A 16,597-nucleotide genomic window follows, 5' to 3' on the forward strand; every position below is an offset into this window, starting at 1 on the left:
TGCCGATCAGGAGAGCGGCCTCGGGTAAGTTTATCGACGCGATGATGTCGTCCTTCTCCCTGGCGGATCCGCCCAGCCTCTCCGATCTGCGCGTGTTCCTCGGCCGGTCCGCGCGTGTCGAGGACGGCGCCGTGCGCCTGCTCGCGCAGGATCGCATCCTGGCCGCGTACACCGCCATCCTCCAGCCGCGCGGCCTGCTCGACCGCTCCTCGACGGTGCTCGGCCTGCGCGTCTTCGCGCTCGACGAGCCGACCGCCTTCGACCGGGTGGTGCAGATCCGCGCCCTCTCCGACCGGCTCGCCCGCCTGCAGTGGGAGCCCGGGGGAGCGGACGGCAAGCCGGTCGTGCTGCCCGACGGAGACGACGCCACGGCGGGCGCCTGGGCCGGCATCTCGCCGCCGCGCGGCGGCTGGCAGCGGCGCGAGCCGGTCGACCCGTCGTTCCTCGAGAAGGTCGCCCGCGACGGCATCGACGAGATCGCCGCGGCGGTCGGCTCCGAGACCGGCGAGCAGATCGTCGGCCGCGTGCGCTCGACCGTCTGGGGCCGTCCGCTCGACGGTCTCGAGGACGTGCCCGCCGGCGCCGCCTTCGCGCTGTTCGCCCTCGGCTTCCTCGGCGCGGACGACCCCGTCGCACTGCTCGAGAGCGGCCAGTGGCGGCGGCTCACCTCGCGGCGCGGGCACGTGCTCGTCCGCACCCCCGCCTGACGCACCGTCGGCCGGAAGCGCCGAGCGCTACTCCTCGAAGGTGTTGACCATCGCGTGCGCAGCGCGCTCCAGGTAGTCCCAGAGCATCGCGTCGTCGGCCGGAGCCAGCTCCAGCTCGTCGACCGCGACCCGCATGTGCGCGAGCCAGTGGTCGCGGGCCTCGGGGTTCACCTTGAAGGGCTGGTGCCGCATCCGCAGCCGTGGGTGCCCGCGCTCCTCGCTGTAGGTGCCCGGTCCGCCCCAGTACTGCTCGAGGAAGCCGGTGAGCCGCTGGATCGCACCCTCGAGGTCGTGCTCGGGGTACATCGGCCAGAGCACCTCGTCCTCGCGGACGCCCTCGTAGAAGCGGCGGACGAGGCGCTCGAAGGTCGGTCGCCCGCCGAGGTGCTCCCAGAAGGAGCGCATCGGGGGAGTGCCGCCGATCTGCAGCCCGCTCACGAGCGCGGCCCCGTCTGCGGCGGCACGGGGCCGCCGTCCTGCGGTCGTTGAGCGGGCGGCGTCTGCTCGGGCGCAGGCGGTGCCTTCGGCTTGCGCAGAGCACGCGGCAGGCGCACCGGCTTCCCGTGCTCGGTCGTGACCGTGGCGGTCGGCGTCGTGCGCGGTCCCTTCACGCCGCCGACGCTCGTGGCGCCCTCGAAGCCGCTGAGCACCACCGCGCTGAGCGAGGGCAGCTTGACGTCGAGCGTGTCGAGGGCGCGCTTGAGACGGATGCGGAGCTCGCGCGCCACGTCGTCCTTCGCGGTGGTGCGGGTCTTCAGGACCACGCGGATGACCAGCGCGTCGTCGGCGATCGACTCGAGGCCCCAGAGCTCGGGCTTGTCGATGATCCGCGCCCGCCAACGGCTGCTCGAGGCGAGCTCGTTCGCGGTGCTGAGGATCGTGCTCTGCACGGATTCGAGGTCCGTCTCGTAGGGCACGGCCAGGTCGATGATCACTCGCGACCAGCCCTGCGACATGTTGCCGACGCGGACGATCTCGCCGTTGCGGACGAACCAGAGCGTGCCGTTGACGTCGCGGATCTGGGTGATCCGCACGCCGACGTTCTCGACCACTCCCGTGGCCTGGCCGGTGTCGACGACGTCGCCGACGCCGAGCTGGTCCTCCGCGACCATGAACAGGCCGTTGAGGACGTCCTTGACGATGTTCTGCGCGCCGAAACCGAGGCCGGCGCCGAGCGCGGCGGTCAGCAGCGCGAAGGAGCCGATCAGGGTGTTGTCGATGGTGTTCACGATCATCACGACGGCGATGACCACGATGAGGATCGAGCTGATGTTGTTGAGGATCGAGCCGAGGGTCCTCGTGCGCTGCACGACCCTGACCGCGGCGAGGGGCGAGGCGGCGATGGCCTGGGTGTCCTCGACGCGCTGGCGCTTCTTCACCCCCGAGACGATCTGATCGACGACGCGCCCGACGACGAAGTGCGCGATGACGCGGGCCAGCAGGGCGCCGAGCACGATCGCGAGGACGGCGACGCTCTTCCAGAAGAGCTCGGAGTCGAAGAAGGAGATGGTCGCGGCGACGGGGTCTGGGGTGGAGGTCTCGAGTAGCAGCATCCCGTCCAGGTTAAGGGACGCGCGCTGGCCGGCTCCGGTGACGCCGGAACGCCGCCGGGCGGCGTCCGGGGGATAGATTCGACGAGGGCCGGCCCGGCCCCCGCACTCCGCTCCCGAACTCCGCCACAGGGGAAGGACGCCCGATGCTCCACTCCACCCGGACTCCCGCCGAGAAGCGCCGCCTCTTCCGCGAGCGGCTCGCGACCGGCGAGCTGCTGCAGCTGCCGGGGGCGTTCACCCCGCTGTCGGCGCGGCTGATCGAGGAGAAGGGCTTCGACGGCGTCTACGTGTCGGGCGCCGTGCTCTCGGCCGAGCTCGGCCTGCCGGACATCGGCCTGACCACGCTGAGCGAGGTCGCGGGCCGCGGCCAGCAGATCGCGCGGATGACCGACCTGCCCGTCCTGATCGACGCCGACACCGGCTTCGGCGAGCCCCTCAACGTCGCGCGCACCGTGCAGATGCTCGAGGACGCCGGAGTGACGGCCCTGCACATCGAGGACCAGGTCAATCCGAAGCGCTGCGGGCACCTCGACGGGAAAGCCGTCGTCGACGAGAGCACCTCCGTGCGGCGCATCGCCGCCGCGGTCGACGCCCGCCGCGATCCGGGTCTCGTGATCATGGCCCGCACCGACATCCGCGCGCTCGACGGGCTGCAGGCCGCGATCGACCGGGCAAAGCGCCTCGTCGACGCCGGGGCCGACGCGATCTTCCCCGAGGCGATGCGCGACCTCAGCGAGTTCGAGGCCGTCCGCGCCGCGATCGACGTCCCGGTCCTGGCGAACATGACCGAGTTCGGCAAGAGCGAGCTCTTCACGACGCAGCAGCTCGCCGACGTCGGGGTGAACATCGTGATCTACCCGGTGTCGCTGCTCCGCATCGCGATGGGCGCGGCGATGCGCGCGCTCGACGCGCTGAAGGCCGAGGGCTCGCTGCAGTCCGAGGTCGCCGGGATGCAGACGCGGGCCGAGCTCTACGAGCTGCTCGACTACTCGTCCTACAGCCGCTTCGACGAGGGCGTCTTCGACTTCAGCCTCGCCGGCCACCACGGCGCCTGAGCCACGACCCACCCCGGCGGCTCCGGTCGCCGATCCGATCGCGAAGGAGCGAGCGATGAGCACCACCGAGCAGGACATCCGCAAGGGACTCGTGGGGGTCGTCGTCGACACCACGGCGGTCTCGAAGGTCGATCCGGAGTCGAACTCGCTGCTGTACCGCGGCTATCCGGTGCAGGAGCTGGCGGCGTCCTGCTCCTTCGAGGAGGTGTCCTGGCTGCTGTGGAAGGGCGAGCTGCCGACTCCCGCCGAGACCGAGGAGCTCCGCGCCTTCGAGCGCGCGCACCGGGAGCCGGCGCCGGAGGTGCGTGCGGTGGTCGAGCTGCTGCCGGTGACGGCGCATCCGATGGACGTCGTGCGCACGGCGGTGAGCGTGCTGGGCGCGCTGGAGGCGGACCCCGAGGACGAGTCGCCGGAGGCGGTCCTGGAGCGCTCGATGCGACTCTGGGCGGTGCTGCCCGCGGTCGTCGCCGCGATCCAGCGCCGCAGGCACGGTCAGGAGCCGATCGCCGCGCGCGACGATCTGGACTACTCGGAGAACTTCCTCTGGATGACCTTCGGCGAGCTGCCCGACCCGGTGGTCGTCGACGCCTTCCGGGTGTCCCTGGTGCTCTACGCCGAGCACTCGTTCAACGCCTCGACGTTCACGGCTCGCGTGGTCACATCGACGCTCTCGGACGTCCACTCGGCCGTGACGGCGGCGGTCGGCGCGCTGAAGGGGCCGCTGCACGGCGGCGCGAACGAGGCCGTCCTGCACGTCTTCGACGAGATCGGCCTCGGGCCGGAGGCGGGTCCCCGCGCGCGGGCCTGGCTGGCGGACGCGCTCGGGGCGAAGCGCAAGGTCATGGGCTTCGGCCACCGCGTCTACAAGTCGGGCGACTCGCGCGTGCCGACGATGGAAGCTGCGCTCCGGCGGGTGGCGGAGCAGGCCGGGGCGGACGACATGCTCGAGCTCTACGACGCGCTGGCCGCCGAGATGGCCGAGCGCACGGGCATCCTGCCGAACCTCGACTACCCGTCCGGTCCGGCCTACCGCCTGATGGGCTTCGACACGGAGCTCTTCACGCCGCTCTTCGTCGCGGCCCGCGTCGTCGGCTGGACCGCGCACGTCCTGGAGCAGCGCGCCTCGAACGCGCTCATCCGCCCGCTGTCGGCGTACGCCGGCCCGGCCCGCCGCGCTGTCCCGGAGCGCTAGCCCCCCCCGCATGCTGGTCGAGTAGCCGCGCAGCGGCGTATCGAGACCCGCTCCTCCTGGTGACGGGGGATCTCGATACGCGCGCTGCGTGCGCTACTCGATCAGCAGGGCTGTCGCGCTCAGAGCGCTGCGTCGCGCTCCTGCGCGCGCAGGGCGCGCTCGACGCCGGCCAGGTTCTCGATGACGAGGCGGCGCAGCGCCGGCACGTCGGGGTTCGCGTCGAGCCACGCGCGGGTGGCGTCCACGATCGCGGGCGTCGGCGTCGCCGCCGGGTAGAAGCCGACGACGAGGTACTCGGCGATCTTGTAGCTCTTCGCGTCCCACAGTGAGCGGAGGGCGTCGAAGTACACCGGCACCATCGCCTCGAGGACGGCGGGGTCGCTGGTGTGCTGGAAGCCGAGCCCCGTCGCACGCACGATGGTGTTCGGCGCCGAGTCGTCGAGCGTCACCGAGTCCCAGGCCGCGCGCTTGGCCTCTGCCGTCGGGATCGCTGCGCGGGCGTTCGCCGCGGACTGCGCTCCCGTCGCGGTGTTGTCGGCAGCGAGGGCCGCGTCGATGTCCGAGGCGTCCGCCCGCCCGCCGGCCACGAGAGCGATGAGGAGCTCCCAGGAGAGATCGGTGTCGATCTCGAGCCCCGGCAGCGTCGTGGTCCCGTCGCGCAGCGCCTGCACGGCGTCCAGGTGGGCGGGCGTCGTGGCGACGGCGGCGAGCACCTTCACGAACTGGAACTGCGCGTCGCTGCCGGCCTCGGCGCCCTGCGCGAGCGCCCACAGCCGGTCGCCCACCTCCGCGAGGACCTTGTCGCGGTGCTCCGGCGCGACGTACTGCGAGGCGGTGCTGACCAACTGGCCGAGGACCGTGCGCAGCGTCGTCGACTCCGTCTCGGTCGCGATGTTGCCGAGCACGAGGCGGACGAAGTCGCGCGGCGCCGACTCGGCGTCGCGGGTCGCGTCCCAGACCGAGCCCCAGACCAGCGAGCGCGCGAGCGGGCTGCTGATGCTCGCGAGGTGCTCGATCGCGACGGCGAGCGAGGCGTCGTCCAGCCGGATCTTCGCGTAGGCGAGGTCGTCGTCGTTGAGCAGCACCAGCGCGGGGCGGGTGCGGCCGATCAGCTCGGGCACCTCGGTGCGCTCGCCGTCCACGTCGAGCTCGAGGCGGTCGATGCGCACGAGGCGGTCGCCCTCGAAGTCGTAGAGGCCGATCGCGAGGCGGTGCGGGCGGATCGTCGGGTAGTCGGCGACCGCGCTCTGCAGGATCGCGAAGGAGGCGATGGCGCCCTCCTCGTCGACCTCGATCTCGGGGCGGAGCGTGTTCACGCCGGCCGTCTCGAGCCACTGCGCCGACCACTCGGTCAGGTCGCGGCCGCTGGTCGCCTCGAGCTCGACCAGCAGGTCGCGCAGCTCGGTGTTCGAGAACGCGTGCTTCACGAAGTACTCGTGCACGCCGGCGAGGAACTCCTTCTCGCCGACCCAGGCCACCAGCTGCTTGAGCACCGAGGCGCCCTTGGCGTAGGTGATGCCGTCGAAGTTGACCTGGACGTCCTCGAGGTCGTTGATCGTCGCGACGATCGGGTGCGTCGAGGGCAGCTGGTCCTGGCGGTAGGCCCAGCTCTTCTCCATCGCGGCGAAGGTGGTCCAGGCCTCGGTCCACTCGGTCGCCTCGGCGGTCGCGAGGGTGGAGGCGTACTCGGCGAACGACTCGTTCAGCCAGAGGTCGTTCCACCACTTCATGGTCACCAGGTCGCCGAACCACATGTGCGCGAGCTCGTGCAGGATCGTGACGACCCGGCGCTCCTTGACCGCGTCGGTCACCTTGGAGCGGAAGACGTAGGTCTCGGTGAAGGTGACCGCTCCCGCGTTCTCCATCGCGCCGGCGTTGAACTCGGGGACGAAGAGCTGGTCGTACTTCGCGAACGGGTACGGCACCCCGAACTTCTCCTCGTAGAAGGCGAAGCCCTGCTTGGTCTTCTCGAAGACGTAGTCCGCGTCGAGGAACGGCGCGAGCGAGGCACGGGCGAAGACGCCGAGCGGCACGGTGCGGCCGTCGGAGGAGACCAGCGAGTCGGTCTCGACGACGTAGGGGCCGGCGATGAGCGCGGTGATGTACGAGGAGATCCGCGGGGTCGGCTCGAAGCTCCAGGTCGCGACGCCGTCGCCGGCCGGGACCGGCTCGGGGGTCGGCTGGTTGGAGACGACCTGCCAGGCGGCGGGCGCGGTCACCGTGAAGGAGAAGGCGGCTTTGAGGTCGGGCTGCTCGAACACCGCGAAGACGCGGCGCGAGTCGGGAACCTCGAACTGCGAGTACAGGTAGACCTCGCCGTCGACCGGGTCGACGAAGCGGTGCAGGCCCTCGCCCGTGTTCGTGTACAGCGCGTCGGCGTCGACGCGCAGCACGTTCTCGGCCGCCAGCGAGTCGAGGCGGATGCGCACGCCGTCGGCGACGTCGGCCGGGTCGAGCTCGACGCCGTTCAGCGTGACCGAGTGCACGGTCTTCGTGATCGCGTCGATGAAGGAGGACGCCCCCTCCGTCGCCGTGAAGCGCACGGTCGTGGTGCTGCGGAAGGTCTCGGCCCCCCGCGTGAGGTCGAGGGCGACGTCGTAGGCGTCGACCTGGATCAGCGAGGCGCGCTCCTGCGCTTCGCTCCGGGTGAGGTTGTCTCCAGGCACAGGGTGCTCCATCCGTTCGTCTCGGCGCTGCGGCTTCGGCGCCGGGGTGCGGGCGCCACCGATCCACCCTAGGGCCGCTCCGCACCCGCGCACCCGAGAGGCGCTGAGAGGCGTAGCGTTGCCTCATGACCGCCGTTGACTTCTGGTTCGATCCCTCCTGCCCGTGGGCCTGGATGACCTCCCGCTTCGTGGACGAGGTGACGGAGGGGCGCGACCTCGACGTCACCTGGCACATCATGAGCCTCGCCGTGCTCAACGAGGACCAGGACGTGAGCGACGACTACCGCGCGTTCTTCCCGCGCGCCCTGCGCTACACGCGCCTCGTCGCCGCCGTGGGCGAGCGTGAGGGGCAGGACAAGGTCAAGCCGCTCTACGACGCGCTCGGCACGCGGATCCACCCCGGCGGCCGCACGGACGTCGACGCGATCATCGCCGAGTCGCTCGCCGAGGTCGGCCTCGACGCGAACCTCGCCGCCTTCGCCGACACGGACGAGTACGACGAGCCGATGCGCGCCTCGCACTTCGACGGCATCGGCCGGGTCGGCCAGGACGTCGGCACGCCGGTCATCGCGATCGGCGACATCGCCTTCTTCGGGCCGGTCATCTCGCCCATCCCGCGCGGCGAGCAGGCGCTCTCGCTCTGGGACGGCCTCGTCGCCGTGGCCTCGTACGACGGCTTCTTCGAGCTCAAGCGCTCGCGCACCCGCGACCCGATCTTCGACTGAGCCGCGGTCCGCGCGGGCGACCCGGTCCTCTCCTGAGGACCGGGCCGCCGCGCGAGCGGTACCCTGACTCCCGGCCCGGATCCACGGGCCACGACGGCTTTCCGGAGGACGAGCGCGTGCGCATCCACATCGCAACGGACCATGCCGGGCTGGACTTCAGCCGGCACCTGATCGAGCACCTCGGTGCCGCCGGCCACGACGTGGTCGACCACGGCCCCACCTCGTACGACCCGCTCGACGACTACCCCTCGTTCTGCATCAACGCGGCCGCCGCGGTCGTGCGCGACCAGGAGGCCGGCGTCGAGGCGCTCGGCATCGTCTTCGGCGGCTCCGGCAACGGCGAGCAGATCGCGGCCAACAAGGTCGCGGGCGTCCGCGCCGCGCTGGTCTGGAGCCTCAGCACCGCGGTGCTCGCCCGTCAGCACAACGACGCCAACGTGATCTCGATCGGAGCGCGCCAGCACTCGGTCGAGGAGGCGACGGACTTCATCGACGCCTTCGTCGCCGAGCCGTTCTCCTTCGAGGAGCGCCACGTGCGCCGCATCGCGCAGCTCGCGGAGTACGAGACCACGGGCGACATCGCCGGCCGCACGGTCGACTCCGCCTCGAGCGGCCGCTAGGTGCCCGAGGGCCACTCCGTCCACCGCATCGCGCTGCAGTTCGAGCGCGACATCGTCGGCCACGCCGTCGCGACGAGCAGCCCGCAGGGCCGCTTCACCGAGGGTGCCGCGCTGCTGGACGGCCGCACCGTGCTCGAGTCGACCGCGGTCGGCAAGCACCTGCTGCTGCGCTTCGAGGGCGATGCGACGCTGCACGTGCACCTCGGCCTCTACGGTGCCTGGGACTTCCTCGGTCACGTCTCGCCGCTGTTCGATGACGGCAAGGCCGGCAGCAGCATCGGCGCCCCGCGCCGCCGCCGGGCCGTCCGGCTCTCCGAGACCGAGCACGAGACCGACAGCGACCTCGAGGAGTTCCCGCCGCCGCCGATCGGCGCCGTGCGCGTGCGCATCCAGACGGAGGAGACGGTCGCCGACCTGCGCGGCCCGACGGCCTGCGAGGTGATGGACGACTCGCAGGTGGAGGCGCTGCTCGCTCGGCTCGGTCCCGACCCCGCGGCGGACGACTCCGACGAGGCGCGCGACCGCTTCGTGAACCGGCTGCGCAAGACGGCCACGCCGGTGGGGCTCGTGCTGATGGACCAGTCGGTCGTCAGCGGCATCGGCAACATCTACCGCGCCGAGCTGCTCTACCGCGCCGGCCTCGACCCGCACACGCCCGGCAAGCTGGTGCCGCTCGAGCTCGCGCGCGAGCTCTGGGCCGACTGGGCGCTCCTGCTCGAGGACGGCATCCGGACCGGGATGATGATCACGCGCCGGGGACTGACGAAGACGCAGCGCTCCGCCGCCGTGCGCAGCCGGGCCGAGCGCAACTACGTCTACAAGCGCGAGGGACTGCCCTGCCGGGTCTGCGGCACGAACGTCCTGCTCGAGGAGATCGGTGCGCGCAAGCTCTACTGGTGCCCGGTGTGCCAGTCGTGACCGCCTGAACCGCTCGTGATGAGCGACGACCGAGAGGACCCCGTGACCCCGAGCCTGCTCCTGCGCACCGCGCGGCTCCTCGGCCGCGACGAGCCGGTGTCGGTGCTGCTGCGCGACGGCCGCATCGAGGAGATCGCTCCGGACGGCGCTCTCGACGCCACCCGTTCGGGCGACGCCGAGGTGCGCGACCTCGACGGCCGCTGGCTGCTGCCCGGGCTCTGGGACGAGCACGTGCACTTCTCCCAGTGGTCGATGACCGCTCCCCGCCTGGACGTCTCGACGGCGCGGTCGGCGGCGGAGACGGTGACGGCGGTCCGCGCGCGGCTCGCTCTCGCACCGGACTCGCCCGCGACCCTCGTCGGCTTCGGCTTCCGCGACGGGCTCTGGCCCGACCTGCCGACGACCGCGCTGCTCGACGCGGTGGCGCCGGAGCGACCGGTGGTGCTCGTCAGCGGCGACCTGCACTGCGCCTGGGTCAACTCCGCCGCGCTGCGCCGCTACGGCTTCGCGCCGCAGGACGACATCCTCCGCGAGGAGCCCTGCTTCCGCCTGGTCACGGCGCTCGGTGCGCTGAGCGACGACGAGCTCGACGAGCTGGCCGACGAGGCGGCGCGCCGTGCGGCCGCCCGCGGCGTCGTCGGCGTCGTCGACCTCGAGATGCGCTGGAACGCGGGGGACTGGACGCGGCGGATCGCCCGCGGCACCCGCTCGCTGCGCGTCGACATCGGCGTCTACCGCGACCACCTCGACCGGGCGATCGCGGAGGGCCTGCGCACCGGGGACGAGATCGCGGGCGGTGCAGGGCTGCTGCGGATGGGACCACTCAAGGTGCTCGTCGACGGCTCGCTGAACACCCGGACCGCGTACTGCGTGCATCCGTACGCCGGGCACGAGGGCCGCGGCGTCCTCACCGTGGACCCCGTCGAGCTCGACGAGCTGCTCGCCCGGGCGGCCACGGCGGGCATCCGGCCGACGGTGCACGCGATCGGCGACGCGGCCGCGACGGTCGCGCTCGACGCGCTGGCCAAGGTCGGCGGCGGCCGGATCGAGCACGCGCAGCTGCTCTCCGACGCCGACCTGCCCCGCTTCGCCCGGCTCGGCGTCGTCGCGGGAGTGCAGCCGGCGCACGCGCTGGACGACCGGGAGGTCGCCGACCGCTACTGGGCCGGACGCACCGGCCGGGCCTTCGCGCTGCGCTCGCTGATCGACTCCGGAGCGACGGTCGTGCTCGGCTCGGACGCGCCGGTCGCACCGCTCGACCCCTGGGTGGCGATCGCCGCCGCCGTCTCCCGCGCCCGGGACGGCGACGAGCCGTGGCACCCGGAGCAGCGGGTCACGACCGCGGAGGCGCTCGTCGCGTCCACGCGGACCCGGCGGCTCGCTCCGCAGGGGGGAGACGCCGCCGACCTGGTCGTCGTCGAGCGCGACCCGCTCGCCTCCGACGGCGAGCAGCTGCGCTCGATGCCCGTCGCCGCGACGCTGCTCGCCGGACGCGTGACGCACGAGGACTGACCGGGTCCGGAACGACGGACGGCCCGCCGGATCCGAGGATCCGACGGGCCGTCGCGGCGTGGGAGGCGCGTGCTCAGCTCTCGCTGACGTGCGCGAAGAGGAACCAGCGGTCCTTCTCGAGGCCGCGGCCGATCTCGATCGCGACGTCCTGGCTGCTCGCGTCGATGTCGGCGAGCTCGGCGATCGCGGTGTTGACCGTGGTGATCGCGACGTCCATCAGGCCGATGACCTCGACGATGGCGTTCTCGGAGCGCTGGAAGCCCGGGGTGAGCGGGGCGGTCTGCGTGGCCGACGCGACGGTCTGGATGCGGGCGTCGACGGGGAGGCCGAGGGCGACGACGCGCTCGGCAGCCAGGTCGGCCCACTCGATCGCGTGGCCGACGACGACGTCGAGCAGCTCGTGCACGCCGATGAAGTTGGCGCCGCGCACGTGCCAGTGCGCCTGCTTGCTGTTGACGGCCAGGGCGGTCATCTCGATGACGACCGGGCTGAGGAACTGGGCGACTCCGGATGCGACATCCGGGTTCGACGAGGTGAGCGACGTGACGGATGCAGTGGACATCGTCTGTTCCTTTCGAGAGGGGGTGACTGATCGTCAACACTACGCCGCAGCCCAGTGTTCGCAAGGAAGTGCAGGCTCGGCTAAGGCGGGAGAAGGGGAGCCTGGCCTGTGCCGGCCCGGCACGTGCGGTGCGCTTCCGAGGCGGAACCGGGGGTCAGCCCCCGCGCTGCCGCGAAGGGCCGCCGGTACCCTCGAGAGGATGTCCGCGCGCCCGCGAGGACCGGGGGAGGAGGCTCGCGTGCCTGCAGCGCCGACCGCCCTCGGTGAGGCCTCCGCCGCCTACCTCCGGCTCTGGCGCGAGCTGCCCCGCGAGGCCCTGTCGCTCCTGCTCGCCGTGCCGCTGGCACTGGCGGGTGCGTTCGCGACCGGAGTCGCCCTCGCCCTGGGCCTCGGCCTGATCGGCGTGCTGATCGGCGCGGTCTTCCTCCCGCTGGCGCTGCACACCGCCCGGGGCTTCGGTCGGGCGACCCGAGCGCTCGACCGGCTCGCCGGCCGCCCTCGGATCGACGAGCCGCAGTGGCGCCGCCCGCCCGCCTCGGTCGCGCCCGCCACCTTCGCCCTCTACGGCCCGGTCGTCGACGGGCACTACTGGCTCGCGCTGCTGCACACGCTCGTCGTGGCGCCACTGCTCGCGCTCGTCTTCGCCGCGGTCCTCGGGCTCTGGAGCTGGGCCGGCCTCGGCTCGCTGACGGCGCTGCTCGCCGGCGACTCCTCGGCGATCGTCCGGCTCGTCGCCGGGCAGTCGAGCGCCGTCCTCGGCGTTCCCGGGCCGCCCACGGCCTTCCTGGTGCTGGCCGATGTCGCGCTCGTCGTCCTGTTCCTCGCGACGCTGCCCTTCGTCACCCGCGGGCTCACCCTCGCGCGATTCCTCGTCGATCGCCTGCTGCTCGGCCCCTGGGGATCGGAGGCGCTGCAGCGCGAGGTCGCGGAGCTCAGCGTCTCCCGCGGTGCGGCGGTCGCCGCCGAGGACCGGGCGCTGCGCCGGCTGGAGCGCGACATCCACGACGGTCCGCAGCAGCGGCTGATCCGGGTGCAGATGGACCTCGGATCCGCTCTCAACCGGGTGCGCTCCGATCCCGACTCCGCGGCGGCGCTGATCGACGAGGCGCGCGAGCACGTCCGCTCGGCGCTGGATGAGCTGCGCGCACTCTCCCGGGGAGTCGCGCCGCCGATCCTGCAGGACCGGGGTTTCACCGCTGCGGTGCACTCGCTGGCGGTCCTGAGCCCGGTACCCGTCGAGGTGCTGGTCGAGCATCCGGTGGCGGAGGTGCCGCCCGAGGTCGAGCGCAGCGTCTACTTCGTCGTCGCGGAGCTGCTCGCGAACGCGTCGAAGCACGCGTCGGCCCGCTCGATCCGCGTGCACCTCGACGTGCGCGGGACGGGCGGACCGGAGCGCTGGCTGGACGTCTGGGTCGTCGACGACGGCGTCGGCGGCGCCTCGCCCCTGCCCGGTCACGGTCTCGAGGGGGTCGCCGGGCGCGTCAGCGGGCTGCGCGGGCTGTTCACCGTCGATTCGCCCCCGGGCGGCCCGACCACGGTGGGTGTGCACGTGCCGTTCCTGCCCGCACCGCCGCCCGCCCTATCCTGAGGGCGTGCCGCCCGCCTCTCCGATCCGCGTCGCCCTCGCCGAGGACTCCGTCCTCCTGCGCGAGGGCCTGGTCCGACTGTTCGAGGACGCCGGCTTCTCCGTCGTCGGAGCCCACGGCGACGCCGAGGGGCTGCTCGCGGCCGTCGCTGCGGAGCCGTCCTCGGTGGACGTGGCCGTGCTCGACGTCCGCATGCCGCCGACCTTCCGCGACGAGGGCGTCCGCGCGGCACTCGACCTCCGGCGCCTGCATCCCCGTATCGCCGTGCTCCTGCTCAGCCAGTACGTCGAGGTGACCTACGCGCACGAGCTGCTCGGCTCGGGCGAGGGTGGTATGGGCTACCTGCTCAAGGACCGCGTCGCCTCGGTGGAGGAGCTGCGCGACGCCGTCGAGCGCGTCGCTGCGGGCGGGACGGTGCTCGATCCGCAGGTCGTCGCGTCGCTGCTCCAGCGCAACCGCGACCCGCTGGCGCTCCTGACCCCGCGCGAGCGCGAGGTGCTCGAGGCGATGGCCGAGGGGCGCACGAACGCCGGCATCGCCGCCGCGCTCTTCATCGGCGTCGGCGCGGTCGAGAAGAACGTCACCTCGATCTTCCAGAAGCTCGGACTCGAGGACTCCGGCTCGGACCACCGCCGCGTGCTCGCGGTCCTCGCCTGGCTGCGCGCCGCCCGCTGAGCCGGCCCAGCAGTCGCGTCGCGTCTCGCTGCTGAGGGAAGATGCGGCGGCGGCTTTTCCATGCTGGTCGAGTAGCCCCGAAGGGGCGTATCGAGACCCCTCGTCCTCAGCAAGCCGGATCTGCAGCCTCAGGTTCTGACGCCGGTGGATCTCGATACGCCCGCTGGGCGGGCTGCTCGATCAGCATGGGCCTCCGACGCGGAAGAGACAGCCCCCGCGCCTACTTCAGCGCTGTGCGCTCCGTGTCGTAGAGCGCCTTGACCTGGTCGGCGGTGAGGGCCGTGTCCCAGACCCGGATCTTCGCGAAGGTGCCCTTCGCGTAGTTGCCGGGTCCGGAGGTGAGCTCGACCGCGCCGACCGTGAAGTCGCCGGCGTTCGGGTTCAGGCCCTCGGTGAAGAGGTACGGGTTCTTCGCGTAGGTCGCGCCCTTGTTGTCGACGAAGCGCGGGTAGGCGACGGAGGTGCCGTCCAGGTAGGAGACCGCGTAGGTCCCGTCGTAGGTGCCGACGTGCAACTGCCAGGTGTTCCGAGTGAACGTGTTGCCCGAGGCCGAGTAGTCGCGGGAGTACGGGTAGCCGGGAGTCGGCCCGCCGGTGCGCGAGACGTGGAAGGCCGATCGCTCGTCTCCGCCGTAGAGGCCGAGGTCGTAGAAGAGGCCGTAGGAGCGGCCCGCGCGCTCGCCGTGCTCGTTCCAGGCGCCCGCGACGTAGCCGGTGCTGTCGTCGGTCATGTAGACCCAGCTCGCGACGGTGACCGCGTTGCCCGTGGCGCCGATCGTCAGGCGGCCCGCCGACTCCAGCGGCACCCGGAGGAAGCTCGTCCCGGTCATCGAGATCCCGGAGCCCCAGGGCGTCGAGGTGGTCGTGGCCTTGGTCTTGCCCGCCTGGAGCAGGGGCAGGTCGTTCGCGGTGGAGTAGTACGGCGCGGCCGGCTGGGTGAAGTCCCACTGCGCGAGCGGCGCCGGGACGCCGGGAACGTTCGGGGGAGTGGTGGGCGTCGCCGTGGGGGTCGGCGTCGCGGTCGGAGTGGCCGTGGGGGTCGCCGTCGGTGTCGCGGTCGGCGTCGCGGTGGCGGTCGGCGTCGCCGTGGGCGTCGGTGTCCTCGTCGGGGTCGCGGTGGGCGTCGGAGTCGCCGTCGGCGGCGTCGTCGGGGCCGTGGCCGAGACGGTCAGCGCGATCGAGCCGCTGCTGCCGATGTTGCCCGCGGCGTCGCGGGCCTTCGCGATGATCACGTGCGAGGTCACGGCGAGGCTCGAGGTGGTGAGCGACCAGTCACCGGACGCCTGCTGCACGGCGTTCCCGACCCGGGTGGTGCCCGACCAGAACGACAGGGCCGTGACTCCGACGGCGTCCGACGCGGTGGCGACGAGCGTCACGGTCCGCGGGACGGTGCTCCCGGTGGCGGGCGAGGTGATCCGCGCGGTCGGCTTCGTCGTGTCGGGCTTCGGCGAGCCCGTGGCGGTCGGGGTGGCGCTGGGGCTCGGTGCGGTCGTCGGGCTCGCGGTCGGCGAGGGAGTGGTCGTCGCAGTGGGCGTCGCCGACGGGATCGGGGTCTGCGTGGGGGAGGGGCTCGCCGTCGGGACGGGGGTCGAGCCGGTGTTCTGCACGGTGACGCGCGTGGCGGCACTGTTGCCGATGTTCCCCGCCGCGTCCTTGCCCTTGGCCACGAAGACGTGCGAGCCCTCGGTCAGCGTCCGGGTGTCGAGCGGCAGAGACCAGACGCCCGCCTGCACGGTGGCGTAGCCCAGACGGTGAGTGCCCTCCCAGAACGAGAGCTGAGTGGTCCCGACCGCGTCCGTCGCGGTCGCCTTCAGGGAGATCGTCCCCGCGACCGTCGATCCGCTCGTCGGCGCGGTGATGCTCACGACCGGCTTCACCGTGTCGGCGGCGGCGCTCGCCGAGCTGCCTGGCGCGGTGGCCACCATCGGCACCAGGAGGAGGGCTGCGAGCGCTCCCATGATCGTCGCCCGTGCGGTACGTCGTCGCATTGCCGTCCCCTTGTTCCGTCGGCCACGGAAATCCCCCCGGACCGGGGACAGCCTAGGTCGTGCCGCCTCCTCCGCGCGTGCCCCGGACGGGGACAGATCGTGGTCGGGGTCCGACCACCGGCCAGGATCGCCGCCCGGGCGATGCCCGACGCCCCTGCGACACTGGGATCCGGCGACCGCGGAGTCCGCCGAGGAGGAGGACCGATCGCATGGCACCAGGAGCGCACCCGGACGCCCGATTGATCGCTCTGCCGAGCGGATCTCCGGTCGTCGCCGACTCGGCCTGGGTCGCCCCGGGCGCGACCCTCGTCGGAGCGGTGGTGCTGGAGGAGGAGTCGAGCGTCTGGTACGGCGCCGTCCTCCGCGCGGAGAAGGCGCACATCCGGATCGGCCGCGGCAGCAACCTGCAGGACGGGGTGATCGTGCACGTGGACGAGGGGTTCGACGCGAGCCTCGGCTCGGGTGTCTCGGTCGGGCACAACGCCGTGCTGCACGGCTGCACCCTCGAGTCCGACGTGCTCGTCGGGATGAACGCGACCGTCCTGAACGGGGCGGTGATCGGCTCCGGCTCGCTCGTGGCCGCCGGCGCCGTGGTGCTCGAGGGCACCGTCGTGCCGCCGGGCTCCCTCGTCGCGGGCGTACCGGCGAAGGTGCGCCGCGAGCTGTCCGAGCAGGAGCGGGACGGGATCCGCCGCAACGCCGCGTCCTACCTCGTCCTGGCCGATCTGCATCGGGGAGCGGCCGGCGGCGGGACCGACTGAGGCGGTCAGGGAGCGCCAGGGGACCGATCGGCGCCAGAAGTTTCCGCCTCTGCGGCGAGCGTCTCTACCGTTCGGGAA

15 protein-coding genes are annotated in these 16,597 nt (G+C 72.5%); 10 read left to right on the top strand and 5 right to left on the bottom strand.

The features are described from left to right. Nucleotides 1-44 precede the first annotated feature (44 nt). Nucleotides 45-707 carry a hypothetical protein gene (locus EDF22_RS06970; protein WP_260303330.1) on the top strand — a complete coding sequence of 221 codons (663 nt, stop codon included), beginning with the start codon at nt 45-47 and terminating at the stop codon, nt 705-707. Between the two features lie 27 nt (nt 708-734). On the opposite strand, the gene EDF22_RS06975 is transcribed toward EDF22_RS06970, so the two are convergent. Together EDF22_RS06975 and EDF22_RS06980 are read right to left on the bottom strand one after the other, a co-directional pair. Further along, a complete protein-coding gene (locus EDF22_RS06975) occupies nt 735-1,112 on the bottom strand; it encodes a globin (protein ID WP_123704787.1) in 378 nt (125 codons plus the stop codon). 29 nt (nt 1,113-1,141) lie between these two features. Further along, nucleotides 1,142-2,260, bottom strand: coding sequence for a mechanosensitive ion channel family protein (locus tag EDF22_RS06980; protein ID WP_123703465.1), 1,119 nt, complete (start codon nt 2,258-2,260; stop codon nt 1,142-1,144). Between the two features lie 143 nt (nt 2,261-2,403). Between EDF22_RS06980 and prpB the strand changes: the two genes are divergently transcribed. Both prpB and EDF22_RS06990 read left to right on the top strand, forming a co-directional pair. Continuing rightward, on the top strand, nt 2,404-3,315 hold the full coding sequence (gene prpB / locus EDF22_RS06985) for a methylisocitrate lyase (RefSeq protein ID WP_123445786.1): 912 nt from the start codon (nt 2,404-2,406) through the stop codon (nt 3,313-3,315). Nucleotides 3,316-3,370: 55 nt separating this feature from the next. Then, nucleotides 3,371-4,507: a bifunctional 2-methylcitrate synthase/citrate synthase gene (locus tag EDF22_RS06990; protein ID WP_123703467.1), complete on the top strand. Its 1,137-nt coding sequence runs from the start codon at nt 3,371-3,373 to the stop codon at nt 4,505-4,507. Nucleotides 4,508-4,626: 119 nt separating this feature from the next. On the opposite strand, the gene pepN is transcribed toward EDF22_RS06990, so the two are convergent. After that, entirely contained in the window at nt 4,627-7,173 is a 2,547-nt protein-coding gene (gene pepN / locus EDF22_RS06995) for an aminopeptidase N (protein ID WP_123703469.1), read from the bottom strand. Between the two features lie 125 nt (nt 7,174-7,298). On the opposite strand from pepN, the gene EDF22_RS07000 reads away from it, so the two are divergent. The 4 genes from EDF22_RS07000 to EDF22_RS07015 all read left to right on the top strand — a co-directional run bounded on the left by EDF22_RS07000 (nt 7,299) and on the right by EDF22_RS07015 (nt 10,948). After that, nucleotides 7,299-7,898, top strand: a complete 600-nt coding sequence (locus EDF22_RS07000; protein WP_123703471.1) for a DsbA family protein — start codon at nt 7,299-7,301, stop codon at nt 7,896-7,898. A 116-nt stretch (nt 7,899-8,014) separates the two neighbouring features. Next, nucleotides 8,015-8,518 (top strand): ribose-5-phosphate isomerase, encoded by a 504-nt coding sequence (locus EDF22_RS07005; RefSeq protein ID WP_123703473.1) that lies wholly within the window; start codon nt 8,015-8,017, stop codon nt 8,516-8,518. Next, nucleotides 8,519-9,436, top strand: a complete 918-nt coding sequence (locus tag EDF22_RS07010; protein ID WP_123703475.1) for an Fpg/Nei family DNA glycosylase — start codon at nt 8,519-8,521, stop codon at nt 9,434-9,436. Between the two features lie 18 nt (nt 9,437-9,454). Then, nucleotides 9,455-10,948, top strand: coding sequence for an amidohydrolase (locus tag EDF22_RS07015; protein ID WP_123703476.1), 1,494 nt, complete (start codon nt 9,455-9,457; stop codon nt 10,946-10,948). A gap of 73 nt (nt 10,949-11,021) precedes the next feature. On the opposite strand, the gene EDF22_RS07020 is transcribed toward EDF22_RS07015, so the two are convergent. Continuing rightward, entirely contained in the window at nt 11,022-11,510 is a 489-nt protein-coding gene (locus EDF22_RS07020) for a Dps family protein (RefSeq protein ID WP_123703478.1), read from the bottom strand. Nucleotides 11,511-11,748: 238 nt separating this feature from the next. Here EDF22_RS07020 and EDF22_RS07025 point away from each other — a divergent pair, with 238 nt between their 5' ends. Next, a complete protein-coding gene (locus EDF22_RS07025) occupies nt 11,749-13,098 on the top strand; it encodes a sensor domain-containing protein (protein ID WP_185038782.1) in 1,350 nt (449 codons plus the stop codon). Nucleotides 13,099-13,102: 4 nt separating this feature from the next. Beyond that, nucleotides 13,103-13,771, top strand: coding sequence for a response regulator transcription factor (locus EDF22_RS07030; protein WP_123703482.1), 669 nt, complete (start codon nt 13,103-13,105; stop codon nt 13,769-13,771). A 220-nt stretch (nt 13,772-13,991) separates the two neighbouring features. On the opposite strand, the gene EDF22_RS20760 is transcribed toward EDF22_RS07030, so the two are convergent. After that, nucleotides 13,992-15,758, bottom strand: a complete 1,767-nt coding sequence (locus EDF22_RS20760; RefSeq protein ID WP_185038783.1) for an Ig-like domain-containing protein — start codon at nt 15,756-15,758, stop codon at nt 13,992-13,994. A 209-nt stretch (nt 15,759-15,967) separates the two neighbouring features. Between EDF22_RS20760 and EDF22_RS07040 the strand changes: the two genes are divergently transcribed. Beyond that, a complete protein-coding gene (locus EDF22_RS07040; protein ID WP_123703486.1) occupies nt 15,968-16,519 on the top strand; it encodes a gamma carbonic anhydrase family protein in 552 nt (183 codons plus the stop codon). Nucleotides 16,520-16,597 lie beyond the last annotated feature (78 nt).

It is taken from the genome of Rathayibacter sp. PhB127 (assembly GCF_003751665.1).
GTDB classification, from domain to species: Bacteria; Actinomycetota; Actinomycetes; order Actinomycetales; family Microbacteriaceae; genus Rathayibacter; species Rathayibacter festucae.